The sequence below is a fragment of the Shewanella algidipiscicola genome (assembly GCF_900380485.1).
Classification (GTDB): domain Bacteria; phylum Pseudomonadota; class Gammaproteobacteria; order Enterobacterales; family Shewanellaceae; genus Shewanella; species Shewanella algidipiscicola.
The window spans coordinates 395,361-411,692 of the sequence record NZ_OXJV01000001.1; the positions used below are offsets into that span (position 1 = coordinate 395,361).

General features: G+C 48.2%; 14 protein-coding genes. 7 read left to right on the forward strand and 7 right to left on the reverse strand.

Translation table 11 applies throughout. The features are described 5' to 3' along the window. Positions 1-2 precede the first annotated feature (2 nt). Both zapE and DN599_RS01730 read right to left on the reverse strand, forming a co-directional pair. A complete protein-coding gene (gene zapE, locus DN599_RS01725; RefSeq protein ID WP_110455928.1) occupies positions 3-1,139 on the reverse strand; it encodes a cell division protein ZapE in 1,137 nt (378 codons plus the stop codon). Positions 1,140-1,414: 275 nt separating this feature from the next. Beyond that, the gene (locus DN599_RS01730) at positions 1,415-2,341 is read right to left on the reverse strand and encodes an LpxL/LpxP family Kdo(2)-lipid IV(A) lauroyl/palmitoleoyl acyltransferase (protein ID WP_110455929.1); all 927 of its coding nucleotides are present in this window, start codon (positions 2,339-2,341) and stop codon (positions 1,415-1,417) included. 102 nt (positions 2,342-2,443) lie between these two features. Between DN599_RS01730 and hldE the strand changes: the two genes are divergently transcribed. Then, positions 2,444-3,874: a bifunctional D-glycero-beta-D-manno-heptose-7-phosphate kinase/D-glycero-beta-D-manno-heptose 1-phosphate adenylyltransferase HldE gene (gene hldE / locus DN599_RS01735; RefSeq protein ID WP_110455930.1), complete on the forward strand. Its 1,431-nt coding sequence runs from the start codon at positions 2,444-2,446 to the stop codon at positions 3,872-3,874. Continuing rightward, the gene (locus tag DN599_RS01740; RefSeq protein WP_110455931.1) at positions 3,871-4,704 is read left to right on the forward strand and encodes a hypothetical protein; all 834 of its coding nucleotides are present in this window, start codon (positions 3,871-3,873) and stop codon (positions 4,702-4,704) included. Before hldE ends, DN599_RS01740 begins: the two co-directional genes overlap by 4 nt. 81 nt (positions 4,705-4,785) lie before the next feature. On the opposite strand, the gene DN599_RS01745 is transcribed toward DN599_RS01740, so the two are convergent. The 4 genes from DN599_RS01745 to DN599_RS01760 form a co-directional block, all read right to left on the reverse strand. Next, complete coding sequence (locus tag DN599_RS01745) at positions 4,786-5,079, reverse strand: hypothetical protein (protein WP_239473203.1); 294 nt, start codon at positions 5,077-5,079, stop codon at positions 4,786-4,788. A gap of 334 nt (positions 5,080-5,413) precedes the next feature. Further along, a complete protein-coding gene (locus tag DN599_RS01750; protein WP_110455933.1) occupies positions 5,414-6,796 on the reverse strand; it encodes an NAD(P)(+) transhydrogenase (Re/Si-specific) subunit beta in 1,383 nt (460 codons plus the stop codon). A gap of 6 nt (positions 6,797-6,802) precedes the next feature. Beyond that, complete coding sequence (locus tag DN599_RS01755) at positions 6,803-7,078, reverse strand: NAD(P) transhydrogenase subunit alpha part 2 (protein WP_110455934.1); 276 nt, start codon at positions 7,076-7,078, stop codon at positions 6,803-6,805. Further along, positions 7,078-8,250 (reverse strand): Re/Si-specific NAD(P)(+) transhydrogenase subunit alpha, encoded by a 1,173-nt coding sequence (locus DN599_RS01760; protein WP_110455935.1) that lies wholly within the window; start codon positions 8,248-8,250, stop codon positions 7,078-7,080. The genes DN599_RS01755 and DN599_RS01760 overlap by 1 nt, the downstream gene beginning before the upstream one ends. 331 nt (positions 8,251-8,581) lie before the next feature. On the opposite strand from DN599_RS01760, the gene DN599_RS01765 reads away from it, so the two are divergent. The 5 genes from DN599_RS01765 to DN599_RS01785 all read left to right on the forward strand — a co-directional run bounded on the left by DN599_RS01765 (position 8,582) and on the right by DN599_RS01785 (position 15,711). Continuing rightward, entirely contained in the window at positions 8,582-10,366 is a 1,785-nt protein-coding gene (locus tag DN599_RS01765; RefSeq protein ID WP_110455936.1) for an assimilatory sulfite reductase (NADPH) flavoprotein subunit, read from the forward strand. Between the two features lie 86 nt (positions 10,367-10,452). After that, positions 10,453-12,150, forward strand: coding sequence for an assimilatory sulfite reductase (NADPH) hemoprotein subunit (cysI, locus tag DN599_RS01770; protein ID WP_110456757.1), 1,698 nt, complete (start codon positions 10,453-10,455; stop codon positions 12,148-12,150). Next, on the forward strand, positions 12,143-12,895 hold the full coding sequence (locus tag DN599_RS01775; RefSeq protein WP_204165084.1) for a phosphoadenylyl-sulfate reductase: 753 nt from the start codon (positions 12,143-12,145) through the stop codon (positions 12,893-12,895). Before cysI ends, DN599_RS01775 begins: the two co-directional genes overlap by 8 nt. 607 nt (positions 12,896-13,502) lie before the next feature. Then, a complete protein-coding gene (locus DN599_RS01780) occupies positions 13,503-15,218 on the forward strand; it encodes a hypothetical protein (RefSeq protein ID WP_110455938.1) in 1,716 nt (571 codons plus the stop codon). Positions 15,219-15,297: 79 nt separating this feature from the next. Further along, positions 15,298-15,711 (forward strand): DUF3010 family protein, encoded by a 414-nt coding sequence (locus DN599_RS01785; RefSeq protein WP_110455939.1) that lies wholly within the window; start codon positions 15,298-15,300, stop codon positions 15,709-15,711. A gap of 3 nt (positions 15,712-15,714) precedes the next feature. Here DN599_RS01785 and DN599_RS01790 read toward each other — a convergent pair whose 3' ends face one another. Next, a complete protein-coding gene (locus DN599_RS01790) occupies positions 15,715-16,281 on the reverse strand; it encodes a peroxiredoxin family protein (RefSeq protein ID WP_110455940.1) in 567 nt (188 codons plus the stop codon). Positions 16,282-16,332 lie beyond the last annotated feature (51 nt).

Sequence of the window (16,332 nt, forward strand, 5' to 3'; positions counted from 1 at the left end):
CTCTAGTGATCGCTATTATCGGCAGCGGTAAGTGTAGCGGTTAAATATTGTCGCGATTGCATTTCAATCAACCGACTCCGGGTACGCTGAAACTCAAAGGCCAATGCCCCAGGGGTATAAAGCTGCTCCAGTGGCAGAGCGGCATGTAAATACAGTTGTACTTGTTGATCGTAAAGCTCATCGACCAGAGCGATAAAGCGCCGCGCAGGATCGTCATTGGCGGCGTAGTGTAACTGCCGCTCGCCAGCTTGAGTGGCCAGAGCGCCATCTTCGGTGCCCCGGGCGCGAATCCATGAGCGCGGCGTTCCGCCCAGCGGCGGAATGTCGCTGAGTAAAATAGTGCGATAACAACTGGCTAGCTCAATATAGTCCAGTTGAGATCGCGGCCCATCACAGAGGGCATCGAAGCTTAGCCAAACTGTGCTGCGGGTGCGTTTTATCACGGGGATCTGTCGACCTAAAATCTCGAGAGGCTGGGTTTGTACCTCAGAGTCATCACACAGTTGTTGAAACAGTTGTTCAAACCGAGCTGCATGGTCGTAAAAGTAGGTTTGTTGATAAGTTAATTGCCGCAAACGATGATCGAGCGGGCCGTTAAGATGGAACGCTTGAGTATGCTCATTGAGCAGGTCGATGGTAGGTAAAAAACGGTCGCGAGCTAAACCGTTTTCATACAGCTTGTCGATGGGCGTATTGGAGGTCGCAACCAGCACGATACCGCGGCGAAATAAGGCCTCAAACAGCTTGCCTAAAATCATCGCATCGCCAATATCGGCAACAAAAAACTCATCGAAACAGATAACCTTGCACTGCTTAGCGAGGCGCTGGGCAATCCGCTCTAACGGGTTTTGCTGGCCATGCTCTACTCGCATCTCTTGATGAATACGCGCCATAAAACGATGAAAGTGCAGCCTAAGTGGCACCTTAGTGGGTAGGCTCTGGCAAAAGAGATCCATCAACATGGTCTTACCGCGGCCGACACTTCCCCATAGATAGAGGCCTTTAATGTGCGGCGTTTGGCTGTGGAGTTGTTGATACACGCGCTCTAACTGCTCGATGGCGGCTCGCTGGTGGGGATCATCGACAAAATGGGCTTCATTTTGTAATTGGGCGAATCGTTGGCGTGGAGAGAGTGACATAAACGCTGTGGGTTATTGACCAATAGCATCAGTATATCAGCATATTATGACAATAATCGAATGGGGCCCGTTTAGCATGTTTGCCTGTAAGTGAGATAAATTGTCTTAGATGGTTCGCTGTTTTGAGTGACCACAACATGGGTTATCGACCAGAGTAAAAGGGCCGCCGGGAGGCGCTGAGTGTGCAGCTCTTTGCGATGCAAAGTGATTATGGGAGGTGACTTGCAGCGGGTAGCAATCAAAACGCCAGCGCAGTGCTGGCGTTATGATCAAGCTTATTGATACAGCGACGGATCGTCTTGATTAGGGCGAGTCTTAAAGCGGCGATGTAACCACATATATTGGGCGCGATTTCGATTGATGATCGACTCGATGATCTGATTACCGCGAATGGCATCCTCGACTTCATTGGCACCGGGAAAATTATCCAGCGGCGCTTGGACTTCAATGGTATAGCCTTTATCGTCGCTGTTGCGTTCGACCACAAAAGGCAAGACTTTAGCTTTACCCAGCTTAGCCAAGGTGGTTGCGCCTGTGATGGTGGCGGCATCGGGCACATTAAAGAAAGGGATAAAGACCGCGCTTGAACGGCCAAAGTCTTGATCCGCCGTGTACCAGATGACATCGGGTGCTCTGAGGCTGCGCACCATTTGACGTAAGTCTCGTTTAGGCACTAAGCCTTTGTTGGAGCGTAACCGACCATTGACCTGAAGGTATTCCATTAATGGGTTGTTATGTGGGCGATACACACCAATGCCGGGTTGAAACTGACCAAAGATACGCGCACCCATCTCTAGGGGGAGGCAATGCACGGCGAATAAGATCACGCCTTGGCCGTTAGCAAGAGTTTGCTCGACATGCTCTTGGCCTTTAATCGTCATGTGGCGTTGCACTTTGGCATCAGACCACCACCATGCGTTGGCGATATCAAAGATGGCTTTGCCTGTCTCTTCAAAATTCCGATTGAGTAAGTGTGCTTGCTCTTGCGCCGGCATATCAGGAAAGCACAGCTCTATATTGCGTTTGGCGGTATGCACTCGGCTGCCGGCCACTTTTTTGGCGAAGCGTCCGAGCATTTTACCCAGCCACATCTGCATCGGTAGGGGTAACAACTGAGTGAGCCGCATCAAGCCAACACCCAGCCAGAGAAGCCAATATTTAGGATGACAAAATGTTACGGAGAATTCTGCTTTTTCGACCACGAGTCACTCAAATGTATTAACCAAAATTACTGCATATTCTAACTCAAATATTAGGTAAAATTAGGTATAATCATGGATTAATTTTTAAAAGATAAGCCCAATATGAAGATTTCTCTGCCAGCATTTGAAAAAGCTAAAGTTCTTGTGGTCGGTGATGTGATGTTAGACAGATACTGGACCGGACCGACTGGGCGCATCTCTCCTGAGGCACCGGTACCTGTGGTGCGAGTCAACCAGGTCGAAGATAGACCGGGCGGCGCAGCTAACGTGGCTCTGAATATTGCAGCCCTGGGCGGCAATGTTCGCCTAGCGGGCATTGTCGGCGAAGATGAAACCGCCGCTGCGCTTACCCAAGGTGTGCAGGCCCTAGGCGTTGAGCCTAAATGGTTCAGAGTAGCTGAGAAGCCGACAATCACTAAGCTCAGAATTTTGTCACGTAATCAGCAGTTGTTACGTTTAGATTTTGAAGAGCCTTATCTGCCAGCACACAGCCAAGCGCTGTTAAATAGTGCCGAGAGCGAATTTACTGATGTGTCTGTTGTGGTGCTGTCTGATTACGCTAAGGGCGCATTAGATAAGCCGCAAGAGTTTATTGCCAGAGCGAAAGCTAAGGGCATTAAAGTCTTGGTCGATCCTAAAGGCAGTGACTTTTCTCGTTATCGCGGCGCAACGTTATTAACGCCCAATATGCTGGAGTTTGAACAAGTCGTGGGAACCGTGCGTGATGAAGCCGATCTGGTTGAGAAGGCGCAGGCGTTGCTAAAAGAGCATGATTTAGAAGCCATGTTAGTGACGCGTTCAGAAAAAGGCATGACTCTTATCACCGCTAACGCACCTGAGCTACACATTCCGACCGTGGCCCGTGAAGTGTACGATGTGACTGGGGCTGGCGATACGGTTATTTCGGCGCTTGCTACCGCCTTGGCCGCGGGGAGCGATCTGCCACAAGCGTGTGCTATTGCCAATACGGCTGCGGGGATTGTTGTCGGTAAGCGAGGCACCTCGACGGTTAGCCGTATCGAATTGATCGCCGCCTTAAACTTAAGCCATGGCGAGAGCGGTTTTGGCGTGATAAGCGAAGATCAGTTAGTTTATGCGCTAGAAGAGGCTAAGCTGCGCGGCGAGCGCGTGGTGATGACCAATGGTTGTTTTGATATTTTGCATGCGGGCCATGTGAGCTATTTGCAGCAAGCCAAAGCCTTAGGCGATCGCTTGATTGTGGCGGTTAATGATGATGAGTCAGTAAAACGTCTCAAAGGCGATGGTCGTCCGGTCAATCAACTGGAGCGCCGCATGGCGGTGCTTGCTGGACTTGCGTCGGTCGACTGGGTGGTGTCATTTAGTGAAGATACACCGCAACGCATTATTGCCCGCCTGCTGCCCAATATGTTGGTGAAAGGTGGCGACTATCAGGTTGAGGATATCGCAGGGGGTAAAGAGGTGATTGCCGCCGGTGGCAGCGTTGAAGTGCTAGGCTTTGAAGATGGGGTATCTACTACGGCGATAATACAAAATATCATGGCGAAACAGTGATCTCTGAGGCGCTATTGCTAGCCAGCGCTTGGCTGTGGGTTCCTATGTCCCATGGGCAAGCATTGGTCTGTCATACGCCTGAGCTCGTTCAATGTTTAGCCCAGTTACCCCGCGATGCGCGTCAGCAATTGCCTCCAAAGCGTGAGCTTCTTAAAGAGCTGGGCCACCGTGGCGCCATGGCAAAACCTATCGACCACCCCGCGATAACCGGGGTGGTGTTGCTTAACCCTGATAATATACCTCGGTTATCGTCGGCACGTTGGAGCGGCAAGTTGTATAGCTTAGCCCTTGATAATGCCGTGCAGATGACGCTCTGGCATGAGTTGGGGCATTTGGCCGTGACCTCTTCTGCGTCAGCATTGTTAACTCAGTATCCGCTATCGGGTTATCAACATGAGTGGCTGGCCGATACCTACCTCGTATGGTCGCTGGCACAGCAAGGACAAGGCCGTCACTTAGCTTGGCAGCAATACCATAAGCGTAATCTTGCGGTGTTTGATAATGTGATTGCTCTCTCTCACTGGTCTGCACCTATGCTGGTTCAGTTGCTGCATAGTTATAGCTGGCAGGAGCTGGGGCAGTTTGAGGATTTTGATCACTTAATTGATGAGATTTATCCGACGTTACAACAATATCAGATAGATGAATTAAATGAGTTTGCTAGCTTATTGCATTATCTTTTTGGTCAAGGCGTTAACCATAGGTTACCGCACTATATGTTTTGGCGCCGGGCACAAATGGCCGATGTGATTCGACCGACATTGGAACACCTTATGGGGAAAGCGCAGGCGCTAGCGTGGTTAGATGAGCAGACGATGAGTGGTGATTAAACCTCATTGACACACCGAGAGGCTCAATAGTTAACCGCGAGTCTTAACGCCTAGGTGTTGATGGTGTTGTCCTGCTTTTTTCTATAGCTGTTGCCGTGGTGGGCGACGTTCGCGTAGTACTACATTAGGATTAAAGTCGATGTCACCCTCATCGTTAATAGTCACCAGTTGTTCTTCCTGCTTGACTATAGCGGTGGAGGTGTGTGGCGTGCGCCTAACAAATAGCAGTTGGTAGCCCAGTTTGGCTAAAGTGTAAAACGCAAACCGCTGCGCGTTAGTGAGTCTATCCCAGTGTTCACCTGATTTAGCTTGAGTGACGCGCCTATCTTCAAAAGATAATAACGGATGATTGTTGAGCGTGCTTCCTTGCATCATAATCTCCTTTTCTAAGCATTAAAATATGCGTTACATGATGAATATATAATCAGAACACAATAACTTAAGCAAGTTATACGCTCAGTTTGTTACATTTAGTCAATGTTAAGGTCGGTATTATTGAGCTTAGTGTTGATATTGTCAGATGCCTAAAATAATAAATAATCGATTAACGCAGCTGTCGGCTTGGCCCTAAAGTGCACTGTAGGTAATGGGAAGCTTTCTTGAGAGCAGAGTGAGCATAAAAAAAGACCGCCCAGCGGTCTTTTTGTTAATGAATGTCCTTGTCGAACGCTATTGGGTTAATCCCTATTGGGGTTAACCCATACCGATATTAATCAGCTTCTTTCAAACTTTGGGTTAAGTCGACAATGGCTTTCTTACCATCACCAAATAACATCAAGGTATTATCTTTTGCAAACAGCGGATTGGGTAAGCCTGCAAATCCTGGACTGAGAGAGCGTTTCACCACTACCACAGTGCGTGCCTTATCGACATTTAATATAGGCATGCCGTAAATTGGGCTGCCTTTATCTTCGCGCGCCATAGGGTTGGTTACATCGTTTGCGCCAATCACAATCGCCACATCAGTCTGCTCAAACTGAGGGTTAATCTCATCCATTTCAATCAACTGCTCATAAGGCACTTCGGCTTCAGCTAGGAGTACGTTCATATGCCCTGGCATACGGCCCGCGACCGGATGAATCGCGTAGAGCACTTGAACGCCGCGAGCTTCTAGCACTGAGGCGAGTTCGCGTACTGCGTGTTGCGCCTGCGCCATCGCTAAACCATAACCCGGTACAATCACCACGCGCTCGGCAGTTTCTAGCAGCATCGCCACTTCTTCTGGTGAAGAGGAGGTTACCTTGCCAGCATAAACTTCGTCGGCATCGATGGTTTCGCCGCCCTCGGCCATCACACCAAATAACACGTTAAACAGTGAACGGTTCATCGCTTTACACATGATCTGGGTCAAGATGATGCCAGAGGCTCCAACCAGTGAACCCGACACAATCAATACCGTGTTACCCGTGATAAAGCCGGTTGTCGCCGCCGCAATACCCGAGTAAGAGTTCAGCAAGGCGATTACCACTGGCATATCGGCGCCGCCAATAGGCACGACCAAGAACAAGCCCAATAATACGGACACCGCTACGAGCGCATAAATAAGCATAGTGTTGCTTGGGTCAAGCACTATAGCGACCGATAAACCGATTGCAGCGATCAATAAAGCGGCATTAATCACTTTATTGCCAGGCACTTTAATTGGGTTACCTGAGATCAACTCTTGTAACTTAGCAAAAGCAACGAACGAGCCCGACAAGGTAACCGAACCTATGAGTACCGTTAGGGCAATTGAGATCAGCGCCACGATATGGGTGGCCGAGTCAGGGTCAAGGAAGCTGGCTAATGCGATAAATAGCGATGCGCCGCCGCCAAAACCGTTAAGCATTGCGACCATTTGTGGCATGGCGGTGACTTGGATTTTGGTGGCCATCAAGGCCCCAATGGTCCCGCCTAATAGCACACCGGCAATGATCCACTCATAGCTTAAAATGCTTTGATCGAATAAGGTCACGACCACGGCGATAAACATACCTAAGGCCGACAACTGATTACCACGTACCGCAGTACGTGGTTTAGTTAACCCTTTAATGCCCAAAATAAACAGACTCGCGGCCACGAGGTAGGCGAGATAAATAATCGTCATACTCATGTTGGCTTATTTCCTTTTAAACATGGCAAGCATGCGATTGGTAACCATATAGCCACCGACCACATTAATCGTGGCAAGTACCACAGCGATAAATCCTAATACGTTAACCCAGACACCCGCGCCAGAACCGGCCGATAGCAATGCGCCTACCAGTGAGATACCCGAAATGGCATTAGAGCCAGACATTAACGGGGTATGCAGGGTTGGTGGGACTTTAGTGATCAGTTCCACCCCAAGAAAAACGGCCACCACGAATAGGGTGAGTAGTAATAAAATATCCATTATTGAGCCTCCTCTGGCGCAGCAATGTCGGGCATGCCCAATAGCGAGCGGATCCGGGCGTTAACCACGTCTCCTTGATGCACGACGACAGTATCGCGCACGATTTCATCATCAAAATCTAAATGAAGTTGGCCGTCATTATCGACGAGCAATTTCAATAGGTTTTCGATGTTGGTGCCATACATTTGGCTGGCGTGGGTTGCGGCTGTACCTGGTACATTCGAAGGACCCAAGATCGTGACGCCATTATGCACAACGGTTTCATCGAGGCGGGTCAGCTCACAGTTGCCGCCAGTTTCGGCAGCCAAATCGACAATGATGGTGCCAGGTTTCATCCCCTCGACCATGGCTGTAGTGATAAGCACTGGCGCCTTGCGACCAGGAATGGCAGCAGTGGTGATAACAATATCTTGTTGTGCTAGCACATTGGTCATGGCTTGCTGTTGGCGCTTAATAAAGTCATCACTTTGTTCGGTGGCATAACCGCCTTTGGTCTCGGTGTTTTCAGTTTCCAGATCCAGCTCGACAGGCTTGGCACCGACAGATAGAATTTGTTCACGTGCGGCGGGGCGAATATCGTAAGCTTCCACCACGGCGCCAAGGCGTTTAGCGGTCGCACATGCCTGTAGGCCAGCTACACCAACGCCCATGATAAAGGCGCGGGCCGGTTTTAAGGTGCCTGCAGCCGTCATCATCATAGGGAACATACGCGGGGCTTTATGGGCGGCCAGTAGTACCGCTTTGTAGCCAGCGATCGTCGCCATTGACGATAGAATATCCATGCTTTGGGCGCGCGTGATGCGTGGTACCAGCTCAAGGGCGATAGCTGTGGTGCCCGTTGCGGCCAGCGCCGTGGCGTTGTCTGGGTGAGCTAGGGGATCCATCATGCCGATAAACAGTTGGTTAGCTTTAGCCAGCGTTTTGATTTCATCAAATTGGCTGCCTTTGCAGTTAACCACAGTGATGATGTCAGCCTGCTCAAACACTTGTTCGCGGGGGGTGATAATAGCTCCGGCTTCCTGATATTGTTGATCGCTAAAACCTGCGCTTTCGCCAGCGCCGCTTTCGACAAGGATTTGGAGGTTTTTTTTGATTAACCGAGTCACGTTTGCCGGAATCAACGCAACGCGTTTTTCATCGGCTTGGCTCTCTTTTAGTAGACCTAGTTTCACTGAGAAACCTCTTAGTTAGGGACAGACGTCGTTATTAAAGTTGACTCATTATTGTGGCGTGTCTAAAAGCATACACAAGCGCGAATTTTTCATATTTGGCTTTTTAACACTGGTCAGAGCAAAAAATTTGCGCTAGACCACAATTTCTTATTTTAAATTCTGTGCTTAACTACCCATTTTTTACAGTTTTGATTTGCCACCCTCACTTTTGTAGCTCAATTAATGCACTTTGCATATTCCAAAAAGATATTAAAAATCATATTTTATTCTTTTTTGCTTTTCAAGTAAGGCTCTAAGCTAGGTCTATTACACTGATATAGGGCCGTCCTTCATGCTGTTAAAAGCGCTTTCATCACAGGCTTCGCCACTGTCTCAAGGACAGGTCGATAAGCTAAAACAACTCACGAGTGAACTTACTGCGGTGCAACTGGCATGGGTCGGCGGCTATCTGTCGGCGACTGCCGAAGCGGCAGGCGATAACGTCAGTGCGGCTAGCGCACCAGAGCAAACCATAACCCTTCTCTATGGTAGTCAAACTGGCAATGGTCGAGGCATTGCGACCGACTTGGCTGCAAAAGCCCAAGCACAAGGCTATGCCGTTAACCTCGTTTCTATGGCCGACTACAAGGTGCGCCAGTTGAAACAAGAGACCTTACTACTTGCCGTGGTCAGTACCCATGGTGAAGGCGAGGCCCCTGATGATGCCATTGAGCTACATCAGTTTTTGGCATCGAAACGTGCGCCACGTTTAGAGCAGCTTAATTATGCTGTTTTAGCGCTCGGTGACTCGAGTTACGAGTTTTTCTGCCAAACCGGTAAAGACTTTGAGCAGCGCCTAGCCGCGTTAGGTGCCAAATCGATTGTGCCGCTAACTGAGTGTGATGTTGATTATGATGTGGCTGCGAGCCAATGGCAGCAGCAGGTGTTGACTGCCGTTAAGCCGTTAATCTCGGCGTCTAGCGCGAACGTGGTCTCAATAGACGGTGTCAGCAGCGCCACTGTAGCAACTTACACTAAGCAAAAACCCTATAGCGCCGAGGTGCTAGTGAGCCAAAAATTGACCGGGCGTGATTCAGACAGAGATGTGCGCCATGTTGAGATTGATCTCGCTGACTCTGGGCTCAGTTATCAAGTGGGTGATGCACTAGGGGTATGGTTTAGTAATTCAGATGCCTTGGTTAATGAGATTTTGAGTGCCTTGTCCCTCGATGGCACAGCGCAGGTGACGCTTGCAGATCAAAGTTTATCGCTTTTTGAGGCGCTTAAAGATAAGCGCGAATTAACCCAGCTTTACCCTGGACTGGTGCAAAGCTGGGCACAACTAAGCGGTGATGAAGCATTACTGGTAATTAGCGAAGACCGAGAGTTGACGCGTCAGTTTTTGCTTCATCATCAACTTGCCGATCTGGTTGCTCTGTATCCGGTTGATATTACCGCTTTCCAGTTGGTCGAGTTATTGCGCCCAATCACGCCGCGCCTCTATTCGATAGCATCGAGCCAAGCCGAGGTGGGCGATGAAGTCCATTTGACTGTGGCATTGGTTGCGGATGAGCGTGAAGGTGTTGCCCGTTTTGGCGGCGCGTCACACTTTTTAGCGACCGCAGCAGAGGGTGCAGCAGTTAAGGTCTATGTTGAGCCGAACAACCACTTTCGTTTGCCTGACAATCCAGAAACGCCTGTGATTATGATAGGTCCTGGCACCGGTGTGGCCCCTTTCAGGGCCTTTATGCAGGAGCGTGCCGTACAAGGTGCGGCAGGAGAAAGTTGGTTATTTTTTGGTAATCCGCACTTTGAGCAAGATTTCCTGTATCAAACTGAGTGGCAGCAATATCTTAAACAAGGCACATTAACCCGCTTTGATTCCGCTTTCTCGCGAGATCAGGCGCACAAGGTTTATGTGCAGCATCGCATTGCTGAGCGCGGCGAGGCCTTGTGGCAGTGGTTAGAAAAGGGGGCCCATCTCTACGTGTGTGGCGATGCCGAGCGAATGGCTAAAGATGTGCATCAAGCTCTGCTTGATGTGGTGCAGCAATATGGCGGAAAAGATGAAGAGACGGCCACAGCATATTTAGAGCAACTTCGCCGTGATAAACGTTATCAAAAAGATGTTTATTAACCCTATGTCTTGATACCCGTAGATTTGACTAAACAGATTAACGAACAGTGGTCATGCTGCTGTTCGAAAAGGATGAGGCACTAGCCATGAACGAACAAAAATTATCAGTAAATGAACACCTAAAGACCGACAGTAACTATTTGCGCGGCACTATCGAAGAGGGGCTAGATACCTCATTGACTGGCTCGTTCAGCGAAGGCGACCAGCAGCTGATCAAGTTTCATGGTTTTTATCAGCAAGATGATCGTGATCAACGCAATGAGCGTAAAGCGCAAAAGCTAGAACCCCTTTATAGCTTTATGTTGCGTGCTCGAGTGGCGGGTGGGGTGTGTACGCCGAAGCAATGGTTGGGAGTCGATAAAATTGCCGCAAACCTCACCAGCTCAAATAGCATTCGTCTTACGACACGTCAGACGTTTCAGTATCACGGTATTCCAAAGCGTAATCTGAAAACGTTGATCCAGGATCTCGACAAAGAGGCGCTAGATTCAATCGCAGCCTGTGGTGACGTCAACCGTAATGTGATGTGTAATCCCAACCCGGTGGAGTCTAAGCTGCATCAGCAAGCCTTTTATTGGGCCAAGCAGTTGTCGGATAACTACTTGCCGCGTACTAAAGCTTACGCCGAGATCTGGTTAGGTGATGATAAGGTGGCCGTCAGTGAGGGCGATGAAGTAGAGCCAGTGTATGGCAAAACGTACCTACCGCGTAAATTTAAGATGGCGGTAGCGGTACCGCCTGATAATGATGTCGATGTCTACACCAACGACCTTGGCTTTATCGCCGTAGCTGAAGCGGGTGAGTTAATTGGTTTTAATATGGTGGCAGGCGGCGGTATGGGATCAACCCATGGCGAGGTTGCCACCTTCCCGCGTCTGGGTGATGATTTTGGCTTTATTAAAGCGGAAGATTGCCTTAAGTTTGCCGAAGCGGTACTTAAAGTGCAGCGTGACTGGGGCAATCGCTCCGATCGTAAACAGTCACGCCTTAAATACACCATCGTAAAGCATGGATTTGATGCCTTTAAAGCTGAAGTTGAAAAGCGTGCTGGCATTAAGTTTGAGCCTAAACGTGATGTAGTGATCGGCGATCGCGGCGATCGTTATGGTTGGATAAAAGGCGTTGATGACCAATGGCATTTGACCCTATTTATCGAAGGCGGTCGGATTAAAGATCTACCGGATCAGCCGTTGCAAACTGGACTGCGTGAAATTGCCTTGGTACACAAAGGGGATTTTCGTATGACCTCTAATCAGAACATCATCATCGCGGGGGTTGCCGAGGTTGATAAAGCACAGATTGAAGCGATTGCGCGCCGTCACGGTTTGATGGGCAGATTGATCAGCGAAACCCGTGGTCATTCCATTGCCTGCGTAGCGCTGCCGACTTGTGCATTAGCGATGGCAGAAGCGGAGCGTTACTTTCCTGATTTCTTGACCAAAGTCGAGGCGCTGCAGGAAAAGCATGGTTTTCTCGATCAAGGTATTGTTATTCGTATGACGGGGTGTCCTAATGGCTGTGCTCGTCCCTTTGCGGCTGAAATTGGCTTGGTAGGTAAAGCCCCTGGGCGTTATAACCTCTATCTTGGTGCCAGCTTTGAAGGTACGCGTTTGAATAAGCTTTACCGAGAAAATATTCAAGAGGCGGAGATTTTAGCCGAACTCGATGCCCTGTTTGCTCGCTATGTCAATGAGCGTGAAACGGAAGAAACCTTTGGTAATTTCACTGTGCGTGTCGGCATAGTGAAAGCGGTATTAGATGCCGCCCGGGATTTTCATGGATAAATTAATGATATCGCCAAACCAGTTACAGGCGCTGCTTGGTGCACCTAAAGTAGAGCAACAAGGTGAATTAGCAAAGATAAATGACTATCTTGCGACACTGACAGCGGCCGAACGTGTCCTGTGGGGACTAGCTTATTTACCTAGTGAGCATGGTTTGTCATCCAGTTTTGGCATTCAGGCGGCAGTGATGTTGCATCTGGTCAGTCAGGCTCAGAGTGATATTACGGTGATCTTAACCGATACAGGTTACCTGTTTCCTGAAACTTATCAGTTTATTGACCAATTGACCGAGAGCTTGCAATTGAACCTGAAAGTATACCGAGCGCCAATGAGCGCCGCTTGGCAAGAGGCCAAATTTGGCAAATTGTGGGAGCAGGGGCTCGATGGTCTAGAGCAGTATAATCGCATCAATAAAGTACTTCCGATGCAAAATGCCCTACAAGAGCTTAATATTGGCACTTGGTTTGCAGGGTTAAGACGCAGTCAAGCCAGCACACGCGAAGTTTTGCCTATTTTAGCGATTCATGGCGAACGTTATAAATTACTGCCCATAGTCGATTGGAGTAATAAAGATGTACATCAATATTTGACTGCACATCAATTACCCTATCATCCGTTGTGGGAACAAGGTTATGTCTCTGTGGGTGATACTCATTCTACCCAACCCTTAACATTGGGAATGACAGAAGAGGAGACGCGTTTTAATGGCTTGAAGCGTGAATGTGGGCTGCACTATGAGATTTAAGGTTTGTTGGGGAGGCGCTGGTGGCGCTTTTTAATCGCAACGTTGTCACTATCGTTATGATAGATAAGCTAATAAGACGTTAGTCTTAATACTATATTATGCTTTGCGCACTTTTTTTGCACATAGTTATGCACAGGCTGGTTATTTGCTCTATAGTTGTAAGTTCCCGTAGATGGTTTTGATATGTTGTTCGGTTTTTGTGTGCATCTTATCCCGCTGGGATAGCGTAACTTTTACTTCCTTTATGAAGGTTACAGCAGGCATGGCAGCATTATCGACGCCAGCGAAAGCTTGATTGGTTTGCTAGCGCTAACTAATTATCGTAGTGGCCCTGGATAGTCCGGCGTGACTATCCAGGTGTCTGAACTCGCCAAGCCTAGCTATCTCCTTATCTTATTTCCCCACCGGTTTTTACCTGAGCCCAGTTTATTACTGTGATTATGCCACTCGATTAAGCTAAATCGTTTACGTTATCTATTTACCTATAGATAGTTATTTCCCTTTTTATTCATCCATATAGTATTATTTGTGCCATTAATTTTTTATGCGTAGGCTAAAGCGACTTCAACGCCTTAGCAGATTATTGATATTTAAAGGGAGTTAGTTAATGAAAAAGGCATTAGTGGCGGCAACTGTGATCGCTATCGGAGCAGGCGCTTACTGGGTTTCGCAGCAAAAGGAGCAGCCAAATAATGCGATGTTGGCCTATATTCCAGCAGACACACCTCTATTCTCCGCTCAGTTTAGTCCGTTTCCTATCAAAGATTACATAGACAGTATTCCAGCATCGCAAAAGCAATATCCTGAAGAGCTACGCGAGTTGATGCGTGAAGAAGGTGATCCGCGCGCTAAGTTCTTCCTCGGATTATTTAATCGCTATATGGGGAGTATTAAAGATGGGCAGACCTTCATTGATACCTTTGGTTTACCGCAAAATATCACCAGCTATTTTTATACCTTAGGTGCGATCCCTGTACTTAAGCTTGACGTCGCTAAACCTGAGGCGATTTGGGCGTTGTTAGATAGTCTCGAGGCTGAAAGTGGGTTAGTTCATGAAATGCGCTCCTTGGGTAATGTCAATTACCGCGCCTATTCATTGATGGATAAAGATGAAACAGAGCGGGTTGATCTGGTCGTCGCTATCGATAATGGGCTGCTAACCATGACGTTATCGACCAGCTTTAATGAGCCGACTTTACTGGAAACTGCTCTGGGTATTAAGGCGGTGACAAACCCCATTGGCGACACCCATATTATTGAAGAGACTATCGCTAAACACGGGTTTTTAAAGGATGGCTTGAGCTATATCAATCATCAGGAGTTGGTGAAGGGCATTACCACTCGTGACGGCAATCAATTGGCTAAGCAGTTAACTCGTCTCTTTGCCATGGCTAATGAAGATCCCTTTATCGAATTGCGCTCACAAGTATGCCGCGATGAGTTTAATGGTATCGCCAACAACTGGCCCAGAACCGTAATGGGATACACAAATTTTGAGTTAACTAAGCAGCAGACCACCATGGGGCTCAGCACGGTTATTGAAAGTAATAATCAGGTGATCATGGGCGCTGTTCAACAGATACGTGGCTTTTTACCTGCTTATACGCAAGATATTTCAAGCAGTGTATTTTCTGTTGGTTTAGGTATCGATGTGGATCAGTTTGTACCAGCAATAACAAAAGTGTGGGACGATCTGCTTACGCCATCGTATCAGTGTGAACCGCTGCGCCAAATGCAAGCTGAGATGGAAGGTCAAAGTCCGGCGATGTTAGGTATGTTTGCTGGTATGGCTAATGGAGTTAAAGGGGTATCGGTGTCGCTTATTAACTATGAGCTAAATGAAGTGGCGGCGGATGTAGAGATTAAAACCTTGGATGCAATCGTGACGCTGTCGGCAGAGGATCCCGCCACCTTGTTCAATATGGTGAAGCCATTTGCACCAGAATTAGCCAATATTCAACTTCCTAAAGATGGTAGCCCTGTTGATTTAAGCAGTGCCCTGCAATTACCGGCTTATTATGGCTTTACCGCTAATATGGCGCTTAAAGGTAATCATTTGGCTGTCTACAGTGGTGATAAGGCCCAACAAGTTGCTGATGGCTTAGTGAATGAGACGTTATCAAGCAATGGTTTGCTGACGTTATCGGCCGATTACAGCAAGCTGTTTACGCCTATGATGACGCTGATGGAGATGAGTGGTGAGCCAATTCCTGAAGAGTTAGCTGGTCTTAAAGATTACAATATGAAGATAAAGGTGGATTTTGATGTCAATGCTAACGGCATAGCGATTAACACATTTATGCAGACAGCAAGCGACAAATAAGCCATTAATCGATTTGAGCCCCACCACTATGGTGAGCCACAGTGGTGGGGCTTTTTAGTTTTTACAGCAGGTGGGTCTTATGGTGATAACAGGTGTGTTTTTAAAGGGGAATGAAGCCCGTTTAGTGAGTGTTGAGGGTACCCGTGAAAGCCATAGGGTGCTGGCAAGTAAAATCAATAAACTGACTATTCCGAAGGCTCCCACTACAGAGGATATTAAGCTGTTTTGCGCCGCTTTTGAGAGCTATTGTCAGCAACATAATGTGGCGCAGTTAGTGCTTAATCGCCGCGCCACAACCGGGCAAGGTGCCGGTGGAGCAGGCACTTTTATCCTTGAGGGAGTGTTATTGACTATCGCTAATGTGCCGTTGAGCCTGGTGCATCCAGCGACGCTTAAAGCTACCGATAAGCGAACTGGTGAGTTGAAGGCAGATAAGCCTAAAACAGTTGATTTAGGCAAGGCCTACGACCTTGCCTTCGAAGGGTTAAGTTAAGGCTTAACTGCGTTTCTCTACGCCTAGCTCAGCTAAGGTGGCGGCGATATCTTCGGCTGCGGTGGCAGGGTTGATATCGTCATCAATTTTTAAGATGGTTCCATCTTTTCCGATATAAAAAGTTACTCGGCTGGCGACTCGCACTAAATTAAGCACATCAAAAGCTTTAGCCGTGGCTTTTGTCGGGTCGCTTAACATAGGAAAGTCGGCTTTTTGTTCTTCGGCAAACTTTTGGTTATCTTCAAGATCATCGACACTCGCCATCATATAAACGGCATTATACTCCCGAATAAGGTGGCCTTTTTGCACCAGTGATTTGCACTCTAACGTACAGCCATGAGTATTAGCCATAGGGTACCAAGCCAGAACTAAGGTTTGTTTGCCCAGGTAATCTTGTAGTTGGTAGAAATGGCCATCGGTTGCTTGCAATCTAAAGTCTGGCGCCTTATCGCCTACTTTTAAATCGGTTGCATGGGCAAAGTTAACGCAGGTTAGGCCGAGGATCAGAACGCTTGTGAGCCTCTTAATGTGGGCCCATCGGCTCGATAGGGGGTTGATTAATGTCTTCATGTTATTGATCCTTTTATGTGGACTTTGAGTGATTGCTAGAGGGCTTCCTGG

Coding starts and splice junctions, on each gene's coding strand:
- hldE (WP_110455930.1), top strand. CDS start 2,444: ATGAAGATTTCTCTGCCAGCATTTGAAAAAGCTAAAGTTCTTGTGGTC.
- cysI (WP_110456757.1), top strand. CDS start 10,453: ATGAACGAACAAAAATTATCAGTAAATGAACACCTAAAGACCGACAGT.
- DN599_RS01755 (WP_110455934.1), bottom strand. CDS start 7,078: ATGGATATTTTATTACTACTCACCCTATTCGTGGTGGCCGTTTTTCTT.
- DN599_RS01790 (WP_110455940.1), bottom strand. CDS start 16,281: ATGAAGACATTAATCAACCCCCTATCGAGCCGATGGGCCCACATTAAG.
- DN599_RS01765 (WP_110455936.1), top strand. CDS start 8,582: ATGCTGTTAAAAGCGCTTTCATCACAGGCTTCGCCACTGTCTCAAGGA.
- zapE (WP_110455928.1), bottom strand. CDS start 1,139: ATGTCACTCTCTCCACGCCAACGATTCGCCCAATTACAAAATGAAGCC.
- DN599_RS01745 (WP_239473203.1), bottom strand. CDS start 5,079: ATGATGCAAGGAAGCACGCTCAACAATCATCCGTTATTATCTTTTGAA.
- DN599_RS01785 (WP_110455939.1), top strand. CDS start 15,298: ATGGTGATAACAGGTGTGTTTTTAAAGGGGAATGAAGCCCGTTTAGTG.
- DN599_RS01750 (WP_110455933.1), bottom strand. CDS start 6,796: ATGAGTATGACGATTATTTATCTCGCCTACCTCGTGGCCGCGAGTCTG.
- DN599_RS01780 (WP_110455938.1), top strand. CDS start 13,503: ATGAAAAAGGCATTAGTGGCGGCAACTGTGATCGCTATCGGAGCAGGC.
- DN599_RS01775 (WP_204165084.1), top strand. CDS start 12,143: ATGGATAAATTAATGATATCGCCAAACCAGTTACAGGCGCTGCTTGGT.